Below are 21,834 nucleotides of genomic sequence, written 5' to 3' on the forward strand. Positions count from 1 at the left end.
TATGAATCAACAATTAATTGCGCATTTTACTGATTTTATCCATATTGACAATTTTTAAGACGCTTCCTTTTTTTTCAATCAAACCTTCGTTTTTAAACTCGGTTAAGGTACGGCTTACTGTTTCGGTAGCAGTGGCAGTTAGTGCTGCTAGGTCATCTCTACTGATGCGAATGGTAGTATCGTGTTTAAACAAGTCAACAATAGCTTCTGCAATTCGTTTTCTTACAGATTGATAGGCCAATTGTAGTAATGAGGAATCTTTGGTAAGGATTTCATTGGATAAAATATTGAGAAACTTTTTTGACACATCAGGATACAATTGTAACAATTCATCAAACTGCTGCTTCGAAAAGAAACACAAATGACTCTCCTCTAAGGCCGTTGCAGTATCGTTGTACAAGTGATTTGAAAGTAACGAATTAGCACCTAAAAAATCATCCTGCCGATAAATAGCCGTTATTAACTCGCGACCGTCTTCGGTCATTTTTGTGGTTTTTATTTTTCCAGAAAGTACCAAATAGATGCCCAAAGGACTATCGCCTTCGTAATGAACCACTTGATTTTTTTTAAAAATTCTGCTTTGGCTTTTATGAATTAATTTACTTAATTCGGCTAAACCTACTTTTTTAGGAATATCTGAAATATCCTGTTCTAATGATTGCGAATAAAATTGTTGCTCTTTGAGTTTTTTGTTCAATCTAATTTCAATAGCATTTAATAATTCCAAGCGTCCGAATGGTTTTACCAAATAATCATCGGCTCCCATTTCCATTCCCTTGCGTAAATCAGCTCTTTCAGACTTGGCCGTTATAAAAATAAAAGGTATTGAAGAAGTCGTAGCATTTTTTGCGAGCAAATATAAAACGCCATACCCATCTAAATTAGGCATCATGATGTCGCATAAAATCAAATCAGGTACTTCAGCAATTGCCAATGCTACTCCTTCGATGCCATTTTTTGCTAAAAGCACTTTATAATTAGCCAATTCTAATATTTCAACGATACTTTCTCGTATGTCGTTATTGTCTTCTATTACTACTATTTTTCGCATAATTTCGAAAATGTTAGTGTGAATATTGATCCTTTTTCAGTTGAACTGGAACAACTTACTTGGCCACGCATTAAGGCGATGTAACGCGCTACAATGTTTAAGCCAAGGCCAGTTCCAGGAATAGTTCCTGTATTATGAGCTCTAAAAAAAGGTTCAAACAAATGAGGTTGATCGTCAATAGGAATTCCTATTCCGTCATCTTTCACTTTGATAATACATTGTTGGTCATCGATCTCGGTTGTTAATGCAATACACCCCGTATCATTGGAATATTTTATTGCGTTTGAAATAAGGTTAATTAAACAATTTTTAAGTAAGTTTTTATCCAAATTAATTTCTTGTACCTCACCTGAATGTGAATATATTATTTTTTGTTTTGGCTTGGCTAATAATTGCATTTCTTCAGTGATTTCAGACGCTAATAGTACCAAATCGAAGCAAGTTTCTCGGGGTACAACTTTACCTATTTCTAGCTGTTCGATGTATAAAAAATCGTTTAATACCGTTGTTAAATTAGTTACAGAATTGACTATTTTACCCACATGTTTCGTAATGTTGGCATTACCGTAGGCCTCAGCATATTTTTCTATGAGCGAAGCTGACAAATGCACCGTGCTCAATGGAGTTCTAAATTCGTGCGAAGCCATCGATAAAAATCTGTTTTTTAAGTGACTTAGCGTTTTTTCTTTTTCTAAGGTTTGACGTACTTTTTCCCGTGATTTCTCAAGTGCTTTGATGGTTTTATTGAGTGTTTTTGTACGTTCTTCCACCAATTCCTTTAAATGCGAAGCGTATTCTTTTAAACGTGCTTCGTCTATTTTTTGCTGTGTCAAATCGTGAATAAAACCTATAAAAATTTTCTTGTTGGCATACTCGACCTCGCTCACTCCTAGTTTAAATGGAAATAGCGTTCCGTTTTTAGCTTTCCCAATCAATTCCCTTCCAATTCCTATAATATGGGCGTTACCAGTTGCTTTATATTGTTTTAAATAAAAGTCATGTTTTTCTTTTTCAGGCATTGGCATCAACAGAGAAACATTGTTTCCCAGCACCTCAGCCTCTTTATAACCAAACAACCTACAAGCTGTTGGATTAATAGATGCTACAATTCCATGATCATCTATGGTGATGATTCCGTCAATGGCGTTATGTACAAGAGCGTGCATTAGCGAAGCTTTTTTCATAACAGTTGGGTAACCAAAAAGTATCGGTTAATAGTAAAGGTACGCCAATTAGTACGTTTTTGGTTCAAAAAGTGATGCATGTCACAATTAGTACCGCGAGCCATCATGTGGTGCTAAATTTTATTTATGGAATTTATAAATTCTTTATTACTAGATGAAAAAGCAACATGAAGGTTAAAAAACCCAACCTCAACAGTTAATGATACTTTGAAACCAATGCAAAAACTAGATGCTTATGTAGATCATTCTACCTTGAGATTAGTACTCTGACATTTTTTATTTGAAAGTGTTAGGTATCACTTATTACAACGGATTACGTCATTTTGTAATCATAAAAAGAGCCTCAACTTTGCTTAAAGTACCATTCTAAAATTTATTAAGGCAGGTGGTTTTTAGAAACGAAATAAAATATCTTTTAAATGAAATCAAAAGAAAAATTACAAAAAAAAGTTCAAACTGAAATCAAGAAAAAAGATGTTGAAAAAGCCCTTGAGCGTCATTGGTCTATTTACGTCCAAAATGTTCATGTACTGCCTAGAGAAGGAAAGTAACCTTATATGGTAATGTTACCTCCTTAAACCAAAAAGAAGAATCAGAAAAAATTGCTTGGAAAACACTAGGAGTTTGACCTGTTGACAATAAACTTGAGGTAGAATACGACTATTCTTATATTTACTAAACCAAAAATATCGGGGAGTTTAATGCTTCCCGATTCTTAACTACTAATTTAAAACATACTGCTATGAAAGTACTTTTTTATGCCATCATATTGACCTCAATGACAACCACAATTTTGATGAACACGTTGGGAAAAAAAATTAAAAAACTAAAAGTTGCTGATAATCACTGTTCGTGTCAAGACAAAAATTGTGAATGCAATTAATAAATCATCATTGTTTAAAAAACTAGTAAACAAAAGTCTGTTAGTTGTTTAAACATGAAACCTTAAGTTCCATTTTCAACGAAAATAATCAATTATCATCGGGGAAGTACCCTCTTTTACAAAGCAAATGATACAAGTCAAAAAAGAAGGGATTATATTAAACAAAACCTCATTGCCTTTTGAAAATGAAGGTGTGATGAATCCCGCAGCCATTAGAGAAGGTAATTTTGTACATATTTTATATCGCGCCGTAAGAATTGGCAATCATTCTACCATTGGATATTGTCAATTAGAAGGCCCTTTATCAATGGTAAAAAGGAACAAAACTGCCTTGTTAATTCCTGAATTTGACTATGAAAGTCATGGTTTAGAAGATCCTCGAATTGTAAAAATTGAAGACATTTATTATCTTACCTACACCGGTTTTGATGGTGTAAATGCATTAGGTTGTCTAGCGGTTTCTAAAGATTTAATTCATTTTGAAAAAAAAGGAGTCATTGTTCCGCAGATAACCTATGCCGAATTCGATCTTTTAGCAGAAAATACGAGTCCAATTAATACCAAATATTTTCGTTACAACGAGCATATCGGTATTTTAGAATCAGACAAGGAGAAATCACTAGTTTGGGACAAAAACGTTATTTTTTTTCCTAGAAAAATTGAAGGCAAATTTTATTTCTTACACCGCATCAAACCTGATATACAAATTGTAGTTGGTGTTGATAATTTAGAGGACTTAACCGCTACCTTTTATCAAGAATATTTAAAACATTTTAATGACTGTGTGGTGCTCAGTTCCAAATTTGATCACGAAGTTAGTTACGTAGGTGGTGGCTGTCCTCCTATTGAAACTCCTCAGGGTTGGCTGCTCATTTACCACGGCGTAAAAGATGGAATCAACGGATATATCTATTCGGCCTGTGCCGCATTACTTGATTTAGAGAATCCTAAAATCGAGCTTGCTCGCCTGCCTTACCCTTTATTCTTTCCTCAGGTAGAATGGGAACTCAAAGGTGAAGTAAATAATGTTTGTTTCCCAACAGGAGCAGCTGTTTTTGACAATATTTTGTACATCTATTACGGAGCTGCAGATGAGCGTATTGCCTGCGCATCAGTATCATTATCAGGATTAATCAACGAACTATTACTTTATACTATTCAAGATGATAAATAAAATCAAAACCAATAGAAACAATATCTATTCAGACAATAATAGAAAATCTTTTGGTTTACAAGCAAAACCAATTCTTGAAAAAAAGAAAATGCCAAAGATTTTATTTATCACCACTTATCCGCCTCGCGAATGCGGTATAGCTACCTATTCCCAAGATTTAATCGGATCGATAAACAACAAATTCAAAAACACTTTCGATATTCAAATTGCAGCGCTTGAAACACAACATCAAAAACACGAATATCCTGCGGAGGTCAACTATGTTTTAGATACCACTAATCCGATTTCTTACCAAAAACTGGCTCAAAATGTAAACGACAGCAAAACTATAGAAGTAGTTATTGTGCAACATGAGTTTGGCTTGTTTAAAAACAATGAAGCCGATTTCATTCTGTTTTTGAAAACAATTCGCAAACCCATCATTTTAGTTTTTCATACCGTACTCCCTAATCCCGATGTGTTTTTGAAACAAAACATAGCCGAAATGGAGTCGCTAGTGCAATTTTTTATTGTAATGACCAATGCTTCGGCTAAATTATTAGAAAACAGTTACGGAATTGCGAAAAACAAAATTACGGTTATCCCACACGGTACACACTTGGTAAAACATGCTGACAAAGATATTTTGAAAGACAAATACAACTTGACAGGCAGAAAAATAATTTCAACATTCGGCTTGTTGAGTTCGGGAAAATCAATTGAAACGACTTTAAATGCAATGCCATTTTTGGTAGAAAAAAATCCGACGCTACTTTTTCTTATCATAGGCAAAACACATCCCACGGTCGTAAAAGAAGAAGGTGAAGCGTATCGCAATAGTTTAGAACAAAAAATTGAAGATTTAGGAATACAAGCAAATGTAAAATTCATCAACAGCTACCTGTCTCTTGCCGAATTATTAGATTATTTGCAACTGACTGATATTTATTTATTTACTTCAAAAGATCCTAATCAAGCAGTGAGTGGCACCTTTTCGTATGCTATTAGTTGCGGCTGTCCTGTTATCTCCACACCAATCCCGCATGCATTTGAACTGCTTCAAGATGGAGGCGGCATCATTATCAATTTTGAAAACTCAGCACAACTGCAAAAGCAGGCAGCTATTTTATTAGGTAATCCGGCACTACGAAACGAAATTTCAAGCGCAGGCATTCACAAAATGGCACCAACTGCTTGGGAAAATGCTGCAATTGCGCATACTTTGTTGATTTCAAGATTGATTAATACCAAATCACGATTGCATTACAAAATTCCAGCAATCAAATTGGATCACCTGAAAAATATGACTACGCCTTTTGCCATGATTCAATTTTCAGTAATTAACAAACCTGATTTAAATAGTGGTTACACCTTAGATGACAATGCCAGAGCGTTAGTGGCTTTTTGCCAGCATTATCGATTAACAAAGGATAAAGCCGACTTAAAGTACATCAGTCAATATTACCAATTCATAGCTTTTTGCCAAATAAAAGACGGTACTTTTTTGAATTACGTAAATGAAAACAAAGAATTCACTACTCAAAACGATGAAAATTTAGAAGATTCAAACGGAAGAGCTATCTGGGCTTTGGGCTTTTTGATTTCAATGCAGGATTTGATACCAAATGTATTAATTATGGAGTCCAAGAAAACTATGCAAAATGCTCTTGACGTTGCTACAAAAATACACTCTACACGAGCAATGGCGTTCATCATTAAAGGCATTTATTACAGCACTAAAAATGAGATGAATTTTAAAAATACAGCTATTTTAAAAGTGCTAGCCAACCGATTGGTTCAAATGTACAAACACGAATCAAAAGAAAATTGGTCTTGGTTCGAAAGCTACTTAACTTATGGCAACAGTATACTTCCTGAAGCATTACTTTGCGCCTACCTAGCGACTGGAGAATTAGTTTATAAAGATATAGCCAAAAAATCTTTCGACTTTTTACTATCAAAAACAATAACTAAAAATAGTATCAAAGTAATTTCTAATAAAGGTTGGCTGCACAGCCACAAAGCAGAAAATACGGCTATTGGTGGCGAACAACCTATTGATGTGGCCTATACAATTTTAGCACTTGCTAAATTTTACGAAACATTTAAAAGTAGTGACTATTTACAAAAAATGGAAACTGCTTTTAGTTGGTTCTTGGGAAACAATCATTTACACCAAATTATGTACAATCCGTGTACAGGCGGATGTTATGATGGTTTAGAAGAAGATTACATTAATTTGAATCAAGGTGCCGAATCAACTGTGAGTTACTTAATGGCACGACTTACCATAGCAACCTACAAAGAAGAAATCGAGAATAAAAAATCTCTTTTCAACCTGAATAAAAGTAAAATTTTAAAAATTATTCATTAGCATCAAATTTTTATAAAGTCATAGCACTTAGGTAAAAGCAAACCAATAAATGAAAGATGAACTAATGCAAACGTGAAAAAAATTACTTACAAAAAACAACAATCATGAAAACAAACTCAAAAAAATGACAGCCGAAATCACATCGGCTTTGGCAGCAGCAACATTTGTAAATACTACTGCCAAAAAAATGATGAAAAAGATCGATGCTACTGCTAAAAAAATGGCTAAAACAATCACCAAAAAAATGGATGCTACTGCAAAAAAATCACAAAAGGACATTGTAAAAAAAGAAAAAAAGCAAACAACAACAGCTAAAAAAGCAGCACCTAAAAAACAAATAGAACCTGCCGTTCCTAGCAATTAACTAAAGATGGCACAACGTAGAAAAAAACAGTTCTGATTAAAAAATTAGAGGGTATAAGAATGTATTCCGCAAGAAATACTCATCTCTAATTGATTAGTAGCTGTGCTGACTTCCCGAAAATTTCTGGAATTTTTTCGGGGAGTTTTTTTAAGCATAACATCAACGGAAACTAAACAATAAATTGAGTCTATGTATTTATACGCGTTTGTGAGTTTCGGATTAAGCTTAATAATGCTTCTTTTTGGTGTTTTTTCATTAAAAAAAGTACAACATCAATCGCAAGTATTATTTGCTACAATTCCTTTAATATTATGCATTCAGCAATTCTGCGAAGGAGTTCTTTGGTTGGCACTACCCCTTTCTAATTTACACTTACTTCAAAAAAGCACTGTTTTTTTTCACCTCAATTTTACACAAGTTGTATGGCCACTGTATATTCCGATAGCTATTTTATTTTTAGAAAAACATAAAATTCGGAAAATAATTTTAGGAATTCTTGTGGGAATCGGTTTGGTAGTATCCTGCTTTTTAGCACACTGTCTCTGTAATTACAGTGTTCATGCAAAAATATACGAATCGACTATCCTATATATTCAACCTTATCCCGAACAGTTCAGGCTTTTAGGATCAATTTTATACGGAACCGCTACAATTGTTCCTTGCTTTATTTCACACATTAAACAGATGCGAGTTTTAGGTTTGATGATCTTCTTTTCATATTGCATTGGTATGTTTTTTTATCAAAACTATCTTATCTCTGTATGGTGTTTTTTTACAATTCCCATAAGCTATTCGGTTTGGCTTATATTGAAAAATGCTGCCCTCATGAATGCAAAAGACGCAGCCGTTTTACCTATCACAATTTAATACCTAAACAAAAACAAAATGAAAATAGCGATCTACAGTACTAAATATTACGAACGTGAATATTTAGATTTTTACAATAAAACTGCCAAACACCAAATGACCTATTTCGAAATACCGCTAAATACAGAAACGGTTGCAACTGTGAAGGATTTTGAAGCGGTGTGTATTCAATTAACAGATAAACTAGATACCAACGTAATTCATCAAATTGCGAAGGCTGGCGTAAAATATATCGCACTTCGAAGCGCAGGTTATGACAATGTAGATATAGAAACGGCAGCAAAACACAAAATGAAAGTATTGCGCATACCTGCCTATTCGCCCGAAGCCATTGCAGAACATGCTGTTGCACTAATTTTAACATTAAATAGAAAAACGCACAAAGCCTACAACAGAGTGCGCGAAAACAACTTCTTGCTTCAAAACTTAATGGGTTTCAATTTATTTGGTAAAACAATTGGCGTCGTAGGAACAGGCAAAATAGGAACTGCCTTTTGCAACATAATGTTGGGCTTTGGCTGTAAAATTATTGCTACTGATCTCATGGAGTCTAAAGAGTTAAAGGACAAAGGTGTTCAATATGTTTCGTTCGATACCCTTTTGGAGCAATCGGATATCATTTCGGTTCATTGCCCGTTGAATAGTAAAACAAAGTACTTGTTTAATACGGCTGCCTTTTCAAAAGTAAAAAAAGGAATGATGCTTATAAATACAAGTCGTGGCGCAATACTAAATACTGCCGATGTCATACAAGCCTTGAAGAAAGCACAACTCGGATATTTAGGTATTGATGTTTACGAGGGCGAAGAGCAACTTTTTTTTAAAGATTTATCGAATGTTGTGGTACTTGACGATCAAATAGAGCGACTAATGTCTTTTAATAATGTTCTAATTACACCACATCAAGCATTTTTTACCAAAGAAGCCTTACATGCCATAGCGCGTATCACAATTGAAAATTTCAATTCATTTGAAGATTCAGAGGTTACCAAAAATCAGGTTGTTTTTGTATTACCGAAATCACTTTGAAACAAATATTAAACGTAATATAAATCATAGTTTTAAGTGTTTAAAGTCATTACAAGTGTAACCCAATTGCAGCACATTTGTTCTTTCAATAAATCATTAAAGTCAGTGATCAAAAATGGAAACAGCTAGAAACAAAACAGTAGCGAATCGAGAAATTGTTATTCATGAATTAGCAACCATTCTAGAAGAAGAAAAAGCACTGTACCATCAACAAACTGATGTACACAATTTAGATCCTTACAATTTTGCACAGTGCAAACTGTTTGAAATACAACTCGAAGAACAAAACACTATTATTGATCGCATTGCAGCCCGGATTCAAACCTACCAATTTTACAATGACACGCGGACTATTTGGTAAATAAGTATAACAAAAAAGTCTTCATTAAAAACAGTATTATGGAAAAAGTAAATATGGATAGTCTCGTGACTGTATTAGTTAAAGTAGAAGCATTAGGTTTTCGATCCCAATTTGAGGTAACTGGTAACAACTTAGTTTCGTTAAAAACTAACACCCATTTTTTGCCTGAGGAAGTTACAATTAAACATTTTTATCGTTTTGAAGGCGAATCAAATCCTGATGACAGTTCTATTTTGTATGCCATTGAGGGCATAACTGGTGAAAAAGGGACACTCGTTGATGGTTATGGCACATCGGCGGATACAGATACAGCGAATTTTATGTTGCACGTTACCACATCAAAAGCAAAAAATATTTAAATGAAAAACTCTCGTGTATTGTTGTATATCGTTTTTGCTTTTTCAAGCTCAATCGTATTGCTCAATCGATTTACAAATCTTCACATCACAGATTACCGGGTACACTACTTTTTTGATCTTATTGCAGCTACATCATTCGTTTTTATCGTAGCTCATTTTTTTAACAAATTACAAACTAGCTGGTCTAAAATACTTACCTTTATAGTAATAGGAATTGTAATTGCAACCAAAGCTTTTTTAACTTGGAGCGCCGACTGGAAAACACAAACCATTTTATATCAAAATAAAAGTGATCAAAACAAAACCATCAATTTACAATTTCGTGCCGATCGTTTTTCGTTTAGTCATACAAAACGGGTTATACAAATACACTCTATTTTCCCATGCATAGAATGGACAACTGATATTGACACTCTAACCTTAGATAAAGCAAAATGGTATAAATTAAATAAAACCAATGATGAAACTTTATAAATCAGCTGTTGACTTCAATAATTGTGAAATACAATTGCAGGTGTTCTAAAAAAATAGATTGTCAATTCTGCAACTACAGTAAATTTTACCATATGCCAGCCAATAAATACAATAACATTGCAGGTTTAGCTTCAGCACAAGTACACGCTGCAAGAGAAAAGTACGGTCAGAACAAAACAACCTTTAAAAAAGATAATCCTTTCTTAAAAGGCTTAATCCAAATTGTTAAAGATCCGATGACGATCTTGCTAATGACTGCCTCAAGTATTTATTTTATTAGCGGAAAAATTTCAGATGGTATCTTTTTAGCATCAGCTATTGTTTTAATTGCTGTTATTTCATCTTATCAAAAAGCGAGAAGCCACAACGCTTTAGAAAAATTGAAAGATTTTACCAAACCCAAATGCAAAGTCATTAGAAACAATAACGTCACCGAAATTAAAACAGAAGAACTAGTTATAGGTGACAGTTTGCTAATTGAAGAAGGAAACGCTATTGCAGCCGATGGAATAATCGAATATGCTGCTGATTTTTCTGTAAACGAATCGATCCTTACGGGGGAATCAATGGCAGTTAACAAAGACAATTCGACCAAAGACAAAACCGTTTATCAAGGAACAACAGTAGCTAGCGGACTAGCAATAGCAACCATTACGGCTATAGGCAGTGAAACCAAATTAGGCAAAATAGGCAAAAGTTTAGAGCAAATTGAAGAAGAAAAAACACCCTTAGAAATTCAAATTGGCAATTTTGTAAAAAAAATGGCTATCGCAGGCGCTGTTATTTTTGTGATTGTCTGGATGATTAATTTTTACAATTCTCATAATATCTTAGACAGTTTACTCAAAGCATTAACACTTGCAATGAGTGTTTTACCCGAAGAAATCCCCATTGCGTTTACCACATTTATGGCGCTAGGTGCATGGAGAATGATGGAACACGGAATTATCGTTAAACAAATGAAAACCGTTGAAACCTTGGGTAGCGCGACAGTAATTTGTATTGACAAAACAGGAACGATTACCGAGAATAAAATGAGTCTAGCTAAAATTTTTACGTTAAAATCTCAAAAGATTTCTGATGTACAAAATGAATTATCCGATGATGAAAAAGAGTTAATTTCGATCTCAATGTGGGCAAGTGAACCCGTTCCTTTTGATCCCATGGAAATAGCACTGCACGAAAATTATTCTAAAGTTGCTCCTAAAGATGAAAGACCTGATTTTAAATTAATTCACGAGTATCCGTTGTCAGGCAAACCTCCTATGATGACTCATATATTTGAAAACAAAAGCGGAGAAAGAATTATTGCTGCCAAAGGTGCTTCGGAGGCAATTATAGCGGTTTCAAAACTTTCAAAAGATGAAAAAGCGGCAAACTTAGATGCAATAAAGGAATTATCAATTGAAGGGTATCGGATTTTAGGCGTTGGTAGAGCAATTTTTACAGGAAAAAATTATCCAAAAACTCAACAAGAATTTGAATTTGAGTTCGTGGGATTAGTAGCTTTTTATGATCCGCCCAAGAAAAATAGCCATCTGGTTTTACAACATTTTTATAAAGCAGGAATTCAAGTAAAAATTATTACCGGTGATAATGCTGAGACTACCACATCGATCGCCAAACAAATTGGTTTTATCGGATATGAAAAAAGTATTTCGGGCGACGAGTTAATGCAATTGTCCACAAAAGAGCTCAAAGAACAAGTTTCCGAAATCAATTTGTTCACTCGAATGTTTCCCGAAGCCAAACTAAAAATCATCAACGCTCTTAAATCAAATAAAGAAATTGTAGCCATGACAGGTGACGGTGTCAACGACGGACCCGCATTAAAAGCAGCTCATATCGGTATTGCAATGGGTAAAAAAGGTACCGAAATTGCCAAACAAGCCGCTTCACTTATTTTAATAAACGATGACTTAGCAAAAATGGTAGCTGCGATTGCAATGGGCAGAAAGATATTTGCTAATCTAAAAAAAGCAATACAGTTTATCATCTCCATTCATATTCCCATAATTCTAACTGTATTTATCCCTTTGGCATTCGGCTGGGTGTACCCTAATATTTTCTCTCCTATTCATATCATTTTTTTTGAATTAGTAATGGGACCAACTTGCTCTATTGTGTATGAAAACGAGCCCATGGAAAAGAATACAATGTCACAAAAACCCAGACCATTTACAACTACCTTTTTTAGCTGGAAAGAACTTTCTACCAGCATCGTCCAAGGATTAGTTATCACTGTAGGATCGTTATCAGTATATCAATTTTCGGTTTACCAATCGTATGATGAAAACGTAACTCGAACAATGGTTTTCTTAGTTTTGATTACTTCAAATATATTTTTAACTTTAATTAATCGCTCGTTTTATTATTCCATTTTTACGACCTTACGATACAAGAACAATTTAGTTTTCATTATTGTTGGTCTTACCATTTTGCTTACCGCCTTGATTCTTTATTTAAGGCCTCTTACTCTATTTTTTCAATTAGAACATCTAAATTTGATACAATTATCCATTGCTATTGGAGTTGGAGCTGTTTCTGTTTTATGGTATGAATTGGTCAAAGTTTGGAAGCGACAATCAAATTGACCCATGGAATTCCGAACAACTTAATTTTATTTAATGCTATCTTTGAAGTTACTAATTTTTACAAATAGCAGTATATGGCAGCCGAATTGAAAGAAATGTTTAATCTAAAATTCTATCAACTTTTAGCAACCCAAATTAAAACGGTTCGTTCACAATTTAATGAAAAACAATTTTTAGCTGAAGTGACTGAGGGCATCGAAAATAGATCTCTAAATCAACGCTTACGGCATACAACACGAGTCCTAAAAGGTCATCTCCCTTCTGAATTTAGAGAAGCTATAAGAATTTTAAATGAAGTAATCCCGAACATGCCTACTGGATATACCACGCTAATTTTTCCAGATTATGTGGGACAATTTGGTCTGAATGATTTTGAAATTGCAATGGAAGCCTTGTCCTATTACACTCAGTTTGGATCGTCAGAATTTGCAATTCGTGAATTTTTAAATAATGATTTTGACAAAACTATCGCAATAATGCAGCAATGGTCGCAGTCATCAAACCATCATGTTAGGCGGTTGGCTTCTGAAGGTTGTAGACCTAGACTACCTTGGGCAACTGCATTGCCAAAACTCAAGAAAAATCCTGAACCAATTTTACCAATTCTACATCAATTAAAAACAGATCCATCTGAATATGTCAGAAGAAGTGTTGCCAACAATCTAAATGATATTGCAAAAGATAATCCTGAAATTTGTATAGAAATTGCAAAAAACTGGAAAGGAATTTCAAAAGAAACCGATGGAATAATTAAACATGGTTGCCGAACACTTTTAAAGCAAGGAAATCAAGCCGTTTTAAAGCTCTTTGGTCTTGATGCATCACAAATATCAGTATCTGAATTTCGTATTCATAACCCAATAGTTGCAATTGGAAATTATTTAGAATTTTCATTTTCGGTTTGTAACCATAGTAATGAGGCTCAAACAGTACGTTTAGAATACGCTATTTATTATTTGAGACAAAACCAGCAACTTTCAAAAAAGGTTTTTAAAATTACCGAACGTATCATTGAGCCAAATCAAATAATGACAATTGTTCGAAAACAAAGTTTTAAAATTATAACCACTCGAAAATTTTATTCGGGAACGCAAAAACTTTCGGTACAAATAAATGGTGAAGAAAAAATGACAAGTACATTTGAACTTATAACTGAGGAAAGGACTCTATTGAGCACAATGTAAAACTGTTTAATTGAGTATAAACTGCTCAGCAAACAGCTAGTATTTCTATTTATTTGTTCTTTAAAGGCCATAAAAGCATATAAAAAATAATAATTCCTATTCGATTCTAAGCGATACATGCAAGATCAAGAATTTTTTAAATCACTAGTTTAAAAATGGTTATCAATTTTTAGTCACAAAATCTGATTTGTAAGAGTAACTTTAACAACATTTTATTTCTGACTATCGACTAAAATTCTATTTTTGCGACCTAATTTAATATAGTATTATTATGAAAGATTTAGTTGCAAAAATCAATGCTGAGTTCGAAACATTCAAAACAGAATCTGAATCACTAATTGAAAAAGGTATTAAAGCTGCGGGACCAAGAGCTCGTAAATCTACTTTAGAGCTAGAAAAACTTTTAAAAGAGTTTAGAAAAGTTTCTGTTGAAGAATCAAAAAAATAGTTTTTACTTCCTAAAAACAAACCTCGCTGTCTTTGATTAGCGAGGTTTTTTTTTACCTAAACTTGTCGAAACTTATTTTTTTATTAGAATAATTTTGAAGAGAAAATTTTCCAAAAAAAAAAACCTCCAAAATCAATTGACTTTGAAGGTGTAATTTTGTGGGCGATGAGGGGTTCGAACCCCCGACCCCCTCGGTGTAAACGAGGTGCTCTGAACCAGCTGAGCTAATCGCCCTATTTTACTAGGTTGCTATCATTACCTGATTGCGTGTGCAAATATACGCCTAGATTCTGTATTTGCAAGCGTTTTTATAAAATAAATTCATAAAAAATCACACCTTTACTGTACCTCATTCAATACGAACACTTTACCATTACTGGGATTTTAAACTATTTTTTTGAATTGCATTCTTATAGTCATACATTTGTAACATAAACAAAAAATAATGGCTCGATTCAAAGAAAACGATTTACCAAAATCAAAAATTACAGCTACTTCACTCCAAAAAGCAACCGTTATATTTCAATTTGCAGGCAATCATCGTTGGAAATTTTACTTTGGCCTTGTATTTCTACTTTTTACAGGTGCCACTGCCCTGGCCTTTCCAAAATTGATGGGAATGTTAATAGATTGCGTAAAAAATAAAGACAATTCGCAAGCTAACTATATTGCAGGCGGTTTGGTGTTAATTCTTTTTTTACAATCGATCTGTTCTTTTTTCAGATTGTATCTTTTCGTGAATTTTACAGAGAACACGTTGGCCAATCTCCGACTTTCATTGTATTCTAATTTGGTGAAATTACCAATGTCGTTTTTCTCGCAAAAACGAGTTGGAGAGTTGAACAGTCGCATCAGCTCAGACATCACTCAAATTCAAGATACACTAACATCAACCATTGCAGAATTTTTAAGACAATTCATTTTAATTATCGGGGGCGTTTTACTTTTGGCAAATGAAAGTATCAAACTCACCTTATTGATGCTATCTGTCGTGCCTTTAGTAGCAGTTGCCGCTGTTATTTTTGGTCGTTTTATTCGAAAATATTCTAAAAGCGTACAAGATAAAGTAGCCGAGAGCCAAGTAGTGGTTGAGGAAACCATGCAAGGAATTTCGATAGTTAAAGCTTTTGCAAACGAATGGTACGAAATAGCACGTTACAACGGCAAAATTAAGGAAGTTGTGAGCATTGCCATCAAAGGCGGAAAATACCGCGGTTACTTTGCCTCATTTATCATTTTTTGTTTGTTTGGAGCGATCGTAGCGGTGGTTTGGTACGGAGTACAATTGAGTATTAGTGGCGAAATGAGCGTGGGTCAATTAATATCGTTTGTATTGTATTCTACATTTGTTGGTGCTTCATTTGGCGGAATTGCCGAGTTGTATGCCCAAATTCAAAAGGCAATTGGCGCTACCGAACGAGTTTTTGAATTACTTGATGAAACACCCGAGAAAATTAATGCTAATGGCACAACTTCGCCACTTGAAAAAATACAGGGCAATGTAAGTTTCAAGAATGTTGCTTTTAGTTACCCATCCAGAAAAGAGATTCAAGTTTTAAAAGATGTCAGTTTCACGGCTGGTTTTGGTCAAAAAATTGCAATTGTTGGGCCAAGTGGTACTGGAAAATCAACAATTGCATCGCTGCTACTTCGTTTTTACAATATTGATGCAGGCGAAATTCAAATTGATGGTAAAAATATTTACGACTTTGATTTAGAAAATCTCCGAGGAAATATGAGTATCGTTCCTCAAGATGTCATTCTTTTTGGCGGCACAATTAAAGAAAATATTGCCTACGGTAAACCAAATGCTACAGATGAAGAAATTCTACTCGCAGCCAAACAAGCTAATGCCTATCACTTTATCGAAAGTTTCCCTGAAAAATTCGAAACCGTAGTTGGAGAACGTGGTATTAAATTATCAGGCGGACAGAGACAACGTATTGCTATTGCACGTGCTTTGCTTAAAAATCCTAGTATTTTAATTTTAGACGAAGCCACATCTTCATTAGATAGTGAAAGTGAAAAATTAGTACAAGAAGCGCTAGAAATTTTAATGGAAGGTCGCACCAGCATTATCATTGCACACCGTTTATCAACCATTCGAAGTGCTGATCAAATTTTGGTTTTAGACAACGGTAGAATTGCCGAACAAGGAACGCACCAAGATTTGATTGAATTAGAAAATGGGATTTATAAAAACCTAAGTAATTTACAGTTTAGCAACTCCTAAGTCAAGCTAAAAAATAGCTACAAGAGAAAAACAAAAAAGCTCCAATAAAAATCTATTGGAGCTTTTTTTATAATATTTCAATCAACTTGGAATAAAATTATTTTCCTTTTCTACGGTTTCTTTCCGCTTTTATCATAGATAGTTCACGACTAGTTTGACCTGCTACTGAAGTGTTTTCTTCAGCACGGCGAATCAAATACGGCATCACATCTTTCACTGGTCCAAATGGCAAATATTTAGACACATTATAACCTTCATTTGCCAAATTGTAACTAATATTATCACTCATTCCGTACAATTGCCCGAACCAAATGCGATTATCAGTAGTAGCCATACCGTTTTTTTGCATTAAATCCATCAAAGTATAAGTACTTAATTCATTGTGAGTTCCAGCAAAAATAGCCATCGTATCAATATGCGCTACCATATACGCAACAGCTGCATCGTAATTAATATCGGTAGCTTCTTTTGATGCACAAATCGGACTCGGATATCCTTTTTCTTCGGCACGTGTATTTTCTTTTTCCATATAAGCACCACGAACAATTTTCATTCCGATATAAAATCCTTCTGCTTTGGCTTGCTCATGTAATTTTTTCAAGTAGTCCAATCGATCCCAACGATACATTTGTAGCGTATTAAAAACGATAGCTTTCTCCTTATTGTATTTTCGCATCATAGAAGCAACCAAATCATCAGCCGCATCTTGCATCCAACTCTCTTCACCGTCAATAAGTAAGGCCACATTTTTTTGATGCGCTTCTTTACAAACAATATCAAAACGTTCCACTACTCGATCCCATTCTACTTGTTCGGCAGCAGTCAAAATTTGTTTTTCTCCTAGTTTTTCATACAATTCGAAACGTCCAAAACCAGTTGGCTTAAAAACAGCAAAAGGAATTGCCATACGTTCTTTAGCAAACTCGATAGTTTTTAAGGTCATTTGCAAAGCAGCATCAAATTGATCTTCTTCTTCTTTTCCTTCCACAGAATAATCCAAGACCGAAGAAACTCCTTTGGTATACATTTTATCTACTACAGACAAACAATCATCCTCATTGACACCACCACAAAAATGATCAAAAACAGTAGCTCGTATTAGTCCTTCTACCGGTAGATTCGCTTTTAAAGCAAAATTTGTCACCGCAGTACCAATGCGTACTAAAGGCTGATTAGCTATCATTTTAAAAAGAAAATAAGCGCGATCAAGTTCGGTATCGCTTTTTAAAGCAAAAGCAACTTGTGTGTTATCAAATATTTTTTTCATTATCTGTTTAAATTTTATACAAATATAAATAGACTTTGAATATTTAACTAAATACAATGGTTAAAAAAAAGAAAAATGCAATGAATGTGAATTTTATAGCTGTTTGACCGCATAAGAATTGATTAATTAATACATTTGACATCGGATTAAACCAAGATCAACACATCAAATACAAGTATTACAATGCAGACCATACAAGCCAACAACTACCCCATACATTTTAACGAAGAAGCGTACCAAGCGCTGAACACTCACCTACAAAACACCAGTTATTCTTCTATTTTCATTATCGTTGATAACAATACAAATGAATTTTGCTTGCCTAATTTTTTACCTTTATTGGAAACAGATGTTGCTATTGAAATTATAGAATTTGAAGACGGCGAAGAAAATAAAAACATTGAAACCTGTGTACAAATTTGGAATGTACTTACTGAACTTGGAGCCGATAGGAAAAGTTTAGTTATCAATTTGGGCGGCGGTGTTGTAACTGATTTGGGCGGATTTGTTGCTAGTACTTTCAAACGGGGAATCGATTTTATTCATATTCCAACAACCTTGTTATCTATGGTTGACGCCTCTGTGGGTGGTAAAAACGGTGTTGATTTAGGTAATTTAAAAAACCAGATTGGAGTGATCAACGTTCCACTGATGGTTCTAATTGACACGCAATATCTTGAAACAGTGCCGCAAACTGAGATGCGTTCAGGTTTGGCAGAAATGCTAAAACATGGTTTAATTTATGACAGAACGTACTGGAATCAATTTTTAGACCTAGCCGCAATAGATTATACCGATTTTGATGCACTTATTTACAGATCGGTAGAAATAAAAAATGAAATTGTAACTCAAGATCCAACCGAAAAAAACATTCGAAAAGCACTTAATTTTGGACATACACTTGGACACGCTATTGAAAGTTACTTTTTAGAAAGCACCGAAAAAACTACACTTTTACACGGCGAAGCTATTGCTGTTGGTATGATTTTAGAAAGTTTCATTGCCATGAAAAAAGGACTTCTAACTGAGGAGGACTACATCGAAATTAAAAATTGCATTCAATCTATTTATGATGCTATTGTTTTTGATGAAAAAGATATCGATCCAATCTTGGCTTTGCTAATTCATGACAAAAAAAATGAATACGGAACCATTCAGTTTGCCCTAATTGAAGGCATTGGAGCAATAAAAATAAATCAAGAAGTTGAAAATGAATTAATTCTTGAAGCGTTTAAAGATTACAAATCTTAATATTTTTTTTCTAAAAAAGCATTGCATTGCGTAGATAATATTTTTTACATTTGCACCGATGAAAAAAACACACAGTAAGTCACGCCTAGGATCTAATAAAACCCGCAAAACCATGTCCTTTTTAAGGATATTGAAGCGGTTTTATTCTATTAAAGGCAACTTTACTTTTGATGTTTTTCAATACCTAAAAGCCGATAACGAAAAGCTACAGATTGTATATGCTAATATTCGGGTTTGAATGATAGATTCATCTATGTTGTAAACACTATTTAATCTATTAAACCTGCATCAATGAATACAAAATATTCGGACTTAATCAATCAGACATACTATTTTCCGCAAGAAGAATTTAAGCTAAACAAAGACCATTTACTTTTTCATAATATTGATTTAATGAAATTGGTTGAGCAATACGGTACACCTTTAAAGTTTACTTATTTGCCACAAATTTCAAATAACATCAACAGAGCAAAAAGTTGGTTTCGTAAATCGATGGAGAAAAACAAATACGAAGCCAAATACTACTATTGCTATTGTACCAAAAGCTCTCATTTTGAGTACATTATGAATGAAGCTTTCAAGAATAACATTCATATCGAAACCTCTTCGGCTTTTGACATAAATATTGTTGAAAATCTTTTAGCAAATGGTAAAATAAACAAGAGCACTTATGTTATTTGTAATGGTTTCAAACGCGATCAATACATTGAAAATATTGCGCGTTTAATCAATAACGGACACAAGAACACCATTCCGATTATTGATAATTATGAAGAATTAGATTTGTTACAAGGTCAAATCAAAAACAAATTCAAAATTGGAATTCGTATTGCAGCTGAAGAGGAGCCAAAATTTGAATTCTATACCTCAAGATTAGGAATTGGTTACAAGAATATTGTTTCATTTTATAAAAAACAAATTCAGGAAAATGATAAATTAGAGCTTAAAATGTTACACTTTTTTATCAATACCGGTATCAATGATACAGCCTATTATTGGAACGAATTGGTAAAGTGTATTAAAGTATACATCGCACTAAAAAAAGAATGTCCTACACTTGACGGCTTGAATATTGGTGGTGGTTTCCCTATCAAAAATTCATTGGCTTTTGAATACGACTACCAATACATGATTGATGAAATTATCAATCAAATTAAAATCGCTTGTGACGAGGCTGAAGTGGATGTTCCAAACATTTTTACAGAATTCGGATCGTATACTGTAGGTGAAAGTGGCGGTGCTATTTATCAAATTTTGTATCAAAAACAACAAAATGATAGAGAGAAATGGAACATGATTGACTCTTCTTTCATTACAACTTTACCAGATACTTGGGCTATCAACAAGCGTTTTATCATGTTGGCTGTAAACCGTTGGAACGATACTTACGAACGTGTTTTATTAGGAGGAATGACGTGCGACAGCGATGATTACTACAACTCAGAGCAGAACATGAACGCCATTTACTTACCTAAATACAATAAAGAAAAACCTTTGTATATCGGTTTCTTTAACACAGGTGCATACCAAGAAACTATTGGAGGCTACGGCGGATTACACCACTGTTTGATTCCACAGCCAAAACATATTTTGATCGATCGTGATGAAAATGGAATTTTGGCAACCGAAGTATTTTCAGAGCAACAAACCTCTGAAGACGTTTTGAAAATTTTAGGTTACGACCGCAAATAATAATCGCATTTATTTCTTTGAATTTAAAAAATCGTTACATTTGAATTAGTCGTGACGACAATAACAGCAGCTAAAAATTAAAATAAAAATGAGTAAAGGACCAATCAGTCAGTTTATAGAAAAGCATTATTTGCATTTCAATTCTGCAGCTTTAGTTGACGCAGCTAAAGCATACGAAGAACAATTAGCAAAAGGCGCAAAAATGATGGTGAGTATGGCAGGTGCTATGAGTACTGCCGAGATTGGAAAAATATTTTCTGACATTATTCGTCAAGACAAAGTACATATAATATCATGTACTGGAGCTAACCTTGAGGAAGATATTATGAACTTGGTGGCTCACTCTCATTACGAAAGAGTGCCTAACTACCGTGATTTGACTCCTCAAGACGAATGGGATTTATTGGAGCGTGGTTTAAACCGTGTAACTGATACCTGTATTCCGGAGCATGAAGCTTTCCGTCGTTTACAAAAACATATTTTCAAAATTTGGAAAGATGCAGATGATAAAGGAGAACGCTATTTTCCGCATGAATTCATGTACAAAATGTTATTATCAGGTGTTCTTGAAGAATACTACGAAATTGATTTAAAAGACAGTTGGATGTACGCTGCGGCGGAGAAAAATTTACCAATTGTTGTTCCAGGTTGGGAAGACAGCACCATGGGTAATATTTTTGCTTCTTACGTAATCAAAGGAGAATTGAAAGCTTCTACCATGAAATCTGGTATTGAATATATGACTTTCCTTGCTGATTGGTATCCAAAAAACTGCAGTAACGGTATTGGATTTTTCCAAATTGGTGGTGGTATCGCTGGGGATTTCCCGATCTGTGTGGTACCAATGTTGTACCAAGATATGGAAATGCATGATGTTCCATTTTGGAGCTATTTCTGTCAAATATCTGACTCAACAACAAGTTATGGTTCGTATTCTGGAGCTGTTCCAAATGAAAAAATCACTTGGGGTAAACTAGATATGAATACACCTAAATTTATCATAGAATCTGATGCTACCATTGTAGCGCCATTAATTTTCGCTTATTTATTAGATTTATAGAATATT

19 protein-coding genes and 1 tRNA gene are annotated in these 21,834 nt (G+C 34.1%); 16 read left to right on the top strand and 4 right to left on the bottom strand.

Annotation, left to right across the window (positions count from 1 at the left end; all coding sequences use genetic code 11):
* Positions 1 to 13: 13 nt before the first annotated feature.
* Both KBJ98_RS09750 and KBJ98_RS09755 read right to left on the bottom strand, forming a co-directional pair.
* On the bottom strand, positions 14 to 1,051 hold the full coding sequence (locus tag KBJ98_RS09750) for a response regulator (protein WP_210790111.1): 1,038 nt from the start codon (positions 1,049 to 1,051) through the stop codon (positions 14 to 16).
* The gene (locus KBJ98_RS09755; RefSeq protein ID WP_210790113.1) at positions 1,039 to 2,235 is read right to left on the bottom strand and encodes a PAS domain-containing sensor histidine kinase; all 1,197 of its coding nucleotides are present in this window, start codon (positions 2,233 to 2,235) and stop codon (positions 1,039 to 1,041) included. The genes KBJ98_RS09750 and KBJ98_RS09755 overlap by 13 nt, the downstream gene beginning before the upstream one ends.
* Positions 2,236 to 2,654: 419 nt before the next feature.
* On the opposite strand from KBJ98_RS09755, the gene KBJ98_RS15295 reads away from it, so the two are divergent.
* From KBJ98_RS15295 to KBJ98_RS09810, 12 genes are all read left to right on the top strand, one after another.
* Positions 2,655 to 2,786, top strand: coding sequence for a hypothetical protein (locus KBJ98_RS15295; protein ID WP_262897782.1), 132 nt, complete (start codon positions 2,655 to 2,657; stop codon positions 2,784 to 2,786).
* Positions 2,787 to 3,245: 459 nt separating this feature from the next.
* On the top strand, positions 3,246 to 4,292 hold the full coding sequence (locus tag KBJ98_RS09760; protein ID WP_210790115.1) for a glycoside hydrolase family 130 protein: 1,047 nt from the start codon (positions 3,246 to 3,248) through the stop codon (positions 4,290 to 4,292).
* The gene (locus KBJ98_RS09765) at positions 4,282 to 6,645 is read left to right on the top strand and encodes a glycosyltransferase (protein WP_210790118.1); all 2,364 of its coding nucleotides are present in this window, start codon (positions 4,282 to 4,284) and stop codon (positions 6,643 to 6,645) included. The genes KBJ98_RS09760 and KBJ98_RS09765 overlap by 11 nt, the downstream gene beginning before the upstream one ends.
* A gap of 124 nt (positions 6,646 to 6,769) precedes the next feature.
* A complete protein-coding gene (locus tag KBJ98_RS09770) occupies positions 6,770 to 7,009 on the top strand; it encodes a hypothetical protein (protein ID WP_210790120.1) in 240 nt (79 codons plus the stop codon).
* Positions 7,010 to 7,198: 189 nt separating this feature from the next.
* Entirely contained in the window at positions 7,199 to 7,876 is a 678-nt protein-coding gene (locus tag KBJ98_RS09775; protein WP_210790124.1) for a DUF6629 family protein, read from the top strand.
* A gap of 18 nt (positions 7,877 to 7,894) precedes the next feature.
* Positions 7,895 to 8,905, top strand: coding sequence for a 2-hydroxyacid dehydrogenase (locus tag KBJ98_RS09780; RefSeq protein ID WP_210790127.1), 1,011 nt, complete (start codon positions 7,895 to 7,897; stop codon positions 8,903 to 8,905).
* A gap of 115 nt (positions 8,906 to 9,020) precedes the next feature.
* Positions 9,021 to 9,266: a hypothetical protein gene (locus KBJ98_RS09785; RefSeq protein ID WP_210790131.1), complete on the top strand. Its 246-nt coding sequence runs from the start codon at positions 9,021 to 9,023 to the stop codon at positions 9,264 to 9,266.
* Between the two features lie 38 nt (positions 9,267 to 9,304).
* Positions 9,305 to 9,625 carry a hypothetical protein gene (locus KBJ98_RS09790; RefSeq protein ID WP_210790135.1) on the top strand — a complete coding sequence of 107 codons (321 nt, stop codon included), beginning with the start codon at positions 9,305 to 9,307 and terminating at the stop codon, positions 9,623 to 9,625.
* Complete coding sequence (locus tag KBJ98_RS09795) at positions 9,626 to 10,099, top strand: hypothetical protein (RefSeq protein WP_210790138.1); 474 nt, start codon at positions 9,626 to 9,628, stop codon at positions 10,097 to 10,099.
* Between the two features lie 92 nt (positions 10,100 to 10,191).
* Positions 10,192 to 12,693, top strand: coding sequence for a cation-translocating P-type ATPase (locus tag KBJ98_RS09800; RefSeq protein WP_210790141.1), 2,502 nt, complete (start codon positions 10,192 to 10,194; stop codon positions 12,691 to 12,693).
* Positions 12,694 to 12,767: 74 nt separating this feature from the next.
* On the top strand, positions 12,768 to 13,877 hold the full coding sequence (locus KBJ98_RS09805) for a DNA alkylation repair protein (RefSeq protein WP_210790145.1): 1,110 nt from the start codon (positions 12,768 to 12,770) through the stop codon (positions 13,875 to 13,877).
* 271 nt (positions 13,878 to 14,148) lie between these two features.
* Positions 14,149 to 14,325: a histone H1 gene (locus tag KBJ98_RS09810; protein ID WP_166134531.1), complete on the top strand. Its 177-nt coding sequence runs from the start codon at positions 14,149 to 14,151 to the stop codon at positions 14,323 to 14,325.
* Positions 14,326 to 14,484: 159 nt separating this feature from the next.
* On the opposite strand, the gene KBJ98_RS09815 is transcribed toward KBJ98_RS09810, so the two are convergent.
* Positions 14,485 to 14,559: transfer RNA gene (locus tag KBJ98_RS09815), tRNA-Val, on the bottom strand.
* A gap of 211 nt (positions 14,560 to 14,770) precedes the next feature.
* On the opposite strand from KBJ98_RS09815, the gene KBJ98_RS09820 reads away from it, so the two are divergent.
* Positions 14,771 to 16,558 (top strand): ABC transporter ATP-binding protein, encoded by a 1,788-nt coding sequence (locus KBJ98_RS09820; RefSeq protein ID WP_210790149.1) that lies wholly within the window; start codon positions 14,771 to 14,773, stop codon positions 16,556 to 16,558.
* A gap of 97 nt (positions 16,559 to 16,655) precedes the next feature.
* Here the strand turns inward: KBJ98_RS09820 and KBJ98_RS09825 are convergent, their stop codons facing one another.
* Positions 16,656 to 17,825 (bottom strand): proline dehydrogenase family protein, encoded by a 1,170-nt coding sequence (locus KBJ98_RS09825; RefSeq protein ID WP_210790153.1) that lies wholly within the window; start codon positions 17,823 to 17,825, stop codon positions 16,656 to 16,658.
* Positions 17,826 to 18,008: 183 nt separating this feature from the next.
* On the opposite strand from KBJ98_RS09825, the gene aroB reads away from it, so the two are divergent.
* The 3 genes from aroB to KBJ98_RS09840 all read left to right on the top strand — a co-directional run bounded on the left by aroB (position 18,009) and on the right by KBJ98_RS09840 (position 21,828).
* Positions 18,009 to 19,076: a 3-dehydroquinate synthase gene (gene aroB / locus KBJ98_RS09830; RefSeq protein WP_210790156.1), complete on the top strand. Its 1,068-nt coding sequence runs from the start codon at positions 18,009 to 18,011 to the stop codon at positions 19,074 to 19,076.
* Positions 19,077 to 19,367: 291 nt separating this feature from the next.
* Entirely contained in the window at positions 19,368 to 20,768 is a 1,401-nt protein-coding gene (locus KBJ98_RS09835; RefSeq protein ID WP_210790158.1) for a type III PLP-dependent enzyme domain-containing protein, read from the top strand.
* A gap of 88 nt (positions 20,769 to 20,856) precedes the next feature.
* Positions 20,857 to 21,828 (top strand): deoxyhypusine synthase family protein, encoded by a 972-nt coding sequence (locus KBJ98_RS09840; protein ID WP_210790161.1) that lies wholly within the window; start codon positions 20,857 to 20,859, stop codon positions 21,826 to 21,828.
* Positions 21,829 to 21,834: the final 6 nt, after the last annotated feature.

Source organism: Flavobacterium erciyesense, from assembly GCF_018069925.1.
Classification (GTDB): domain Bacteria; phylum Bacteroidota; class Bacteroidia; order Flavobacteriales; family Flavobacteriaceae; genus Flavobacterium; species Flavobacterium erciyesense.

Coding starts and splice junctions, on each gene's coding strand:
- KBJ98_RS09750 (WP_210790111.1), bottom strand. CDS start 1,051: ATGCGAAAAATAGTAGTAATAGAAGACAATAACGACATACGAGAAAGT.
- KBJ98_RS09755 (WP_210790113.1), bottom strand. CDS start 2,235: ATGAAAAAAGCTTCGCTAATGCACGCTCTTGTACATAACGCCATTGAC.
- KBJ98_RS15295 (WP_262897782.1), top strand. CDS start 2,655: ATGAAATCAAAAGAAAAATTACAAAAAAAAGTTCAAACTGAAATCAAG.
- KBJ98_RS09760 (WP_210790115.1), top strand. CDS start 3,246: ATGATACAAGTCAAAAAAGAAGGGATTATATTAAACAAAACCTCATTG.
- KBJ98_RS09765 (WP_210790118.1), top strand. CDS start 4,282: ATGATAAATAAAATCAAAACCAATAGAAACAATATCTATTCAGACAAT.
- KBJ98_RS09770 (WP_210790120.1), top strand. CDS start 6,770: ATGACAGCCGAAATCACATCGGCTTTGGCAGCAGCAACATTTGTAAAT.
- KBJ98_RS09775 (WP_210790124.1), top strand. CDS start 7,199: ATGTATTTATACGCGTTTGTGAGTTTCGGATTAAGCTTAATAATGCTT.
- KBJ98_RS09780 (WP_210790127.1), top strand. CDS start 7,895: ATGAAAATAGCGATCTACAGTACTAAATATTACGAACGTGAATATTTA.
- KBJ98_RS09785 (WP_210790131.1), top strand. CDS start 9,021: ATGGAAACAGCTAGAAACAAAACAGTAGCGAATCGAGAAATTGTTATT.
- KBJ98_RS09790 (WP_210790135.1), top strand. CDS start 9,305: ATGGAAAAAGTAAATATGGATAGTCTCGTGACTGTATTAGTTAAAGTA.
- KBJ98_RS09795 (WP_210790138.1), top strand. CDS start 9,626: ATGAAAAACTCTCGTGTATTGTTGTATATCGTTTTTGCTTTTTCAAGC.
- KBJ98_RS09800 (WP_210790141.1), top strand. CDS start 10,192: ATGCCAGCCAATAAATACAATAACATTGCAGGTTTAGCTTCAGCACAA.
- KBJ98_RS09805 (WP_210790145.1), top strand. CDS start 12,768: ATGGCAGCCGAATTGAAAGAAATGTTTAATCTAAAATTCTATCAACTT.
- KBJ98_RS09810 (WP_166134531.1), top strand. CDS start 14,149: ATGAAAGATTTAGTTGCAAAAATCAATGCTGAGTTCGAAACATTCAAA.
- KBJ98_RS09820 (WP_210790149.1), top strand. CDS start 14,771: ATGGCTCGATTCAAAGAAAACGATTTACCAAAATCAAAAATTACAGCT.
- KBJ98_RS09825 (WP_210790153.1), bottom strand. CDS start 17,825: ATGAAAAAAATATTTGATAACACACAAGTTGCTTTTGCTTTAAAAAGC.
- aroB (WP_210790156.1), top strand. CDS start 18,009: ATGCAGACCATACAAGCCAACAACTACCCCATACATTTTAACGAAGAA.
- KBJ98_RS09835 (WP_210790158.1), top strand. CDS start 19,368: ATGAATACAAAATATTCGGACTTAATCAATCAGACATACTATTTTCCG.
- KBJ98_RS09840 (WP_210790161.1), top strand. CDS start 20,857: ATGAGTAAAGGACCAATCAGTCAGTTTATAGAAAAGCATTATTTGCAT.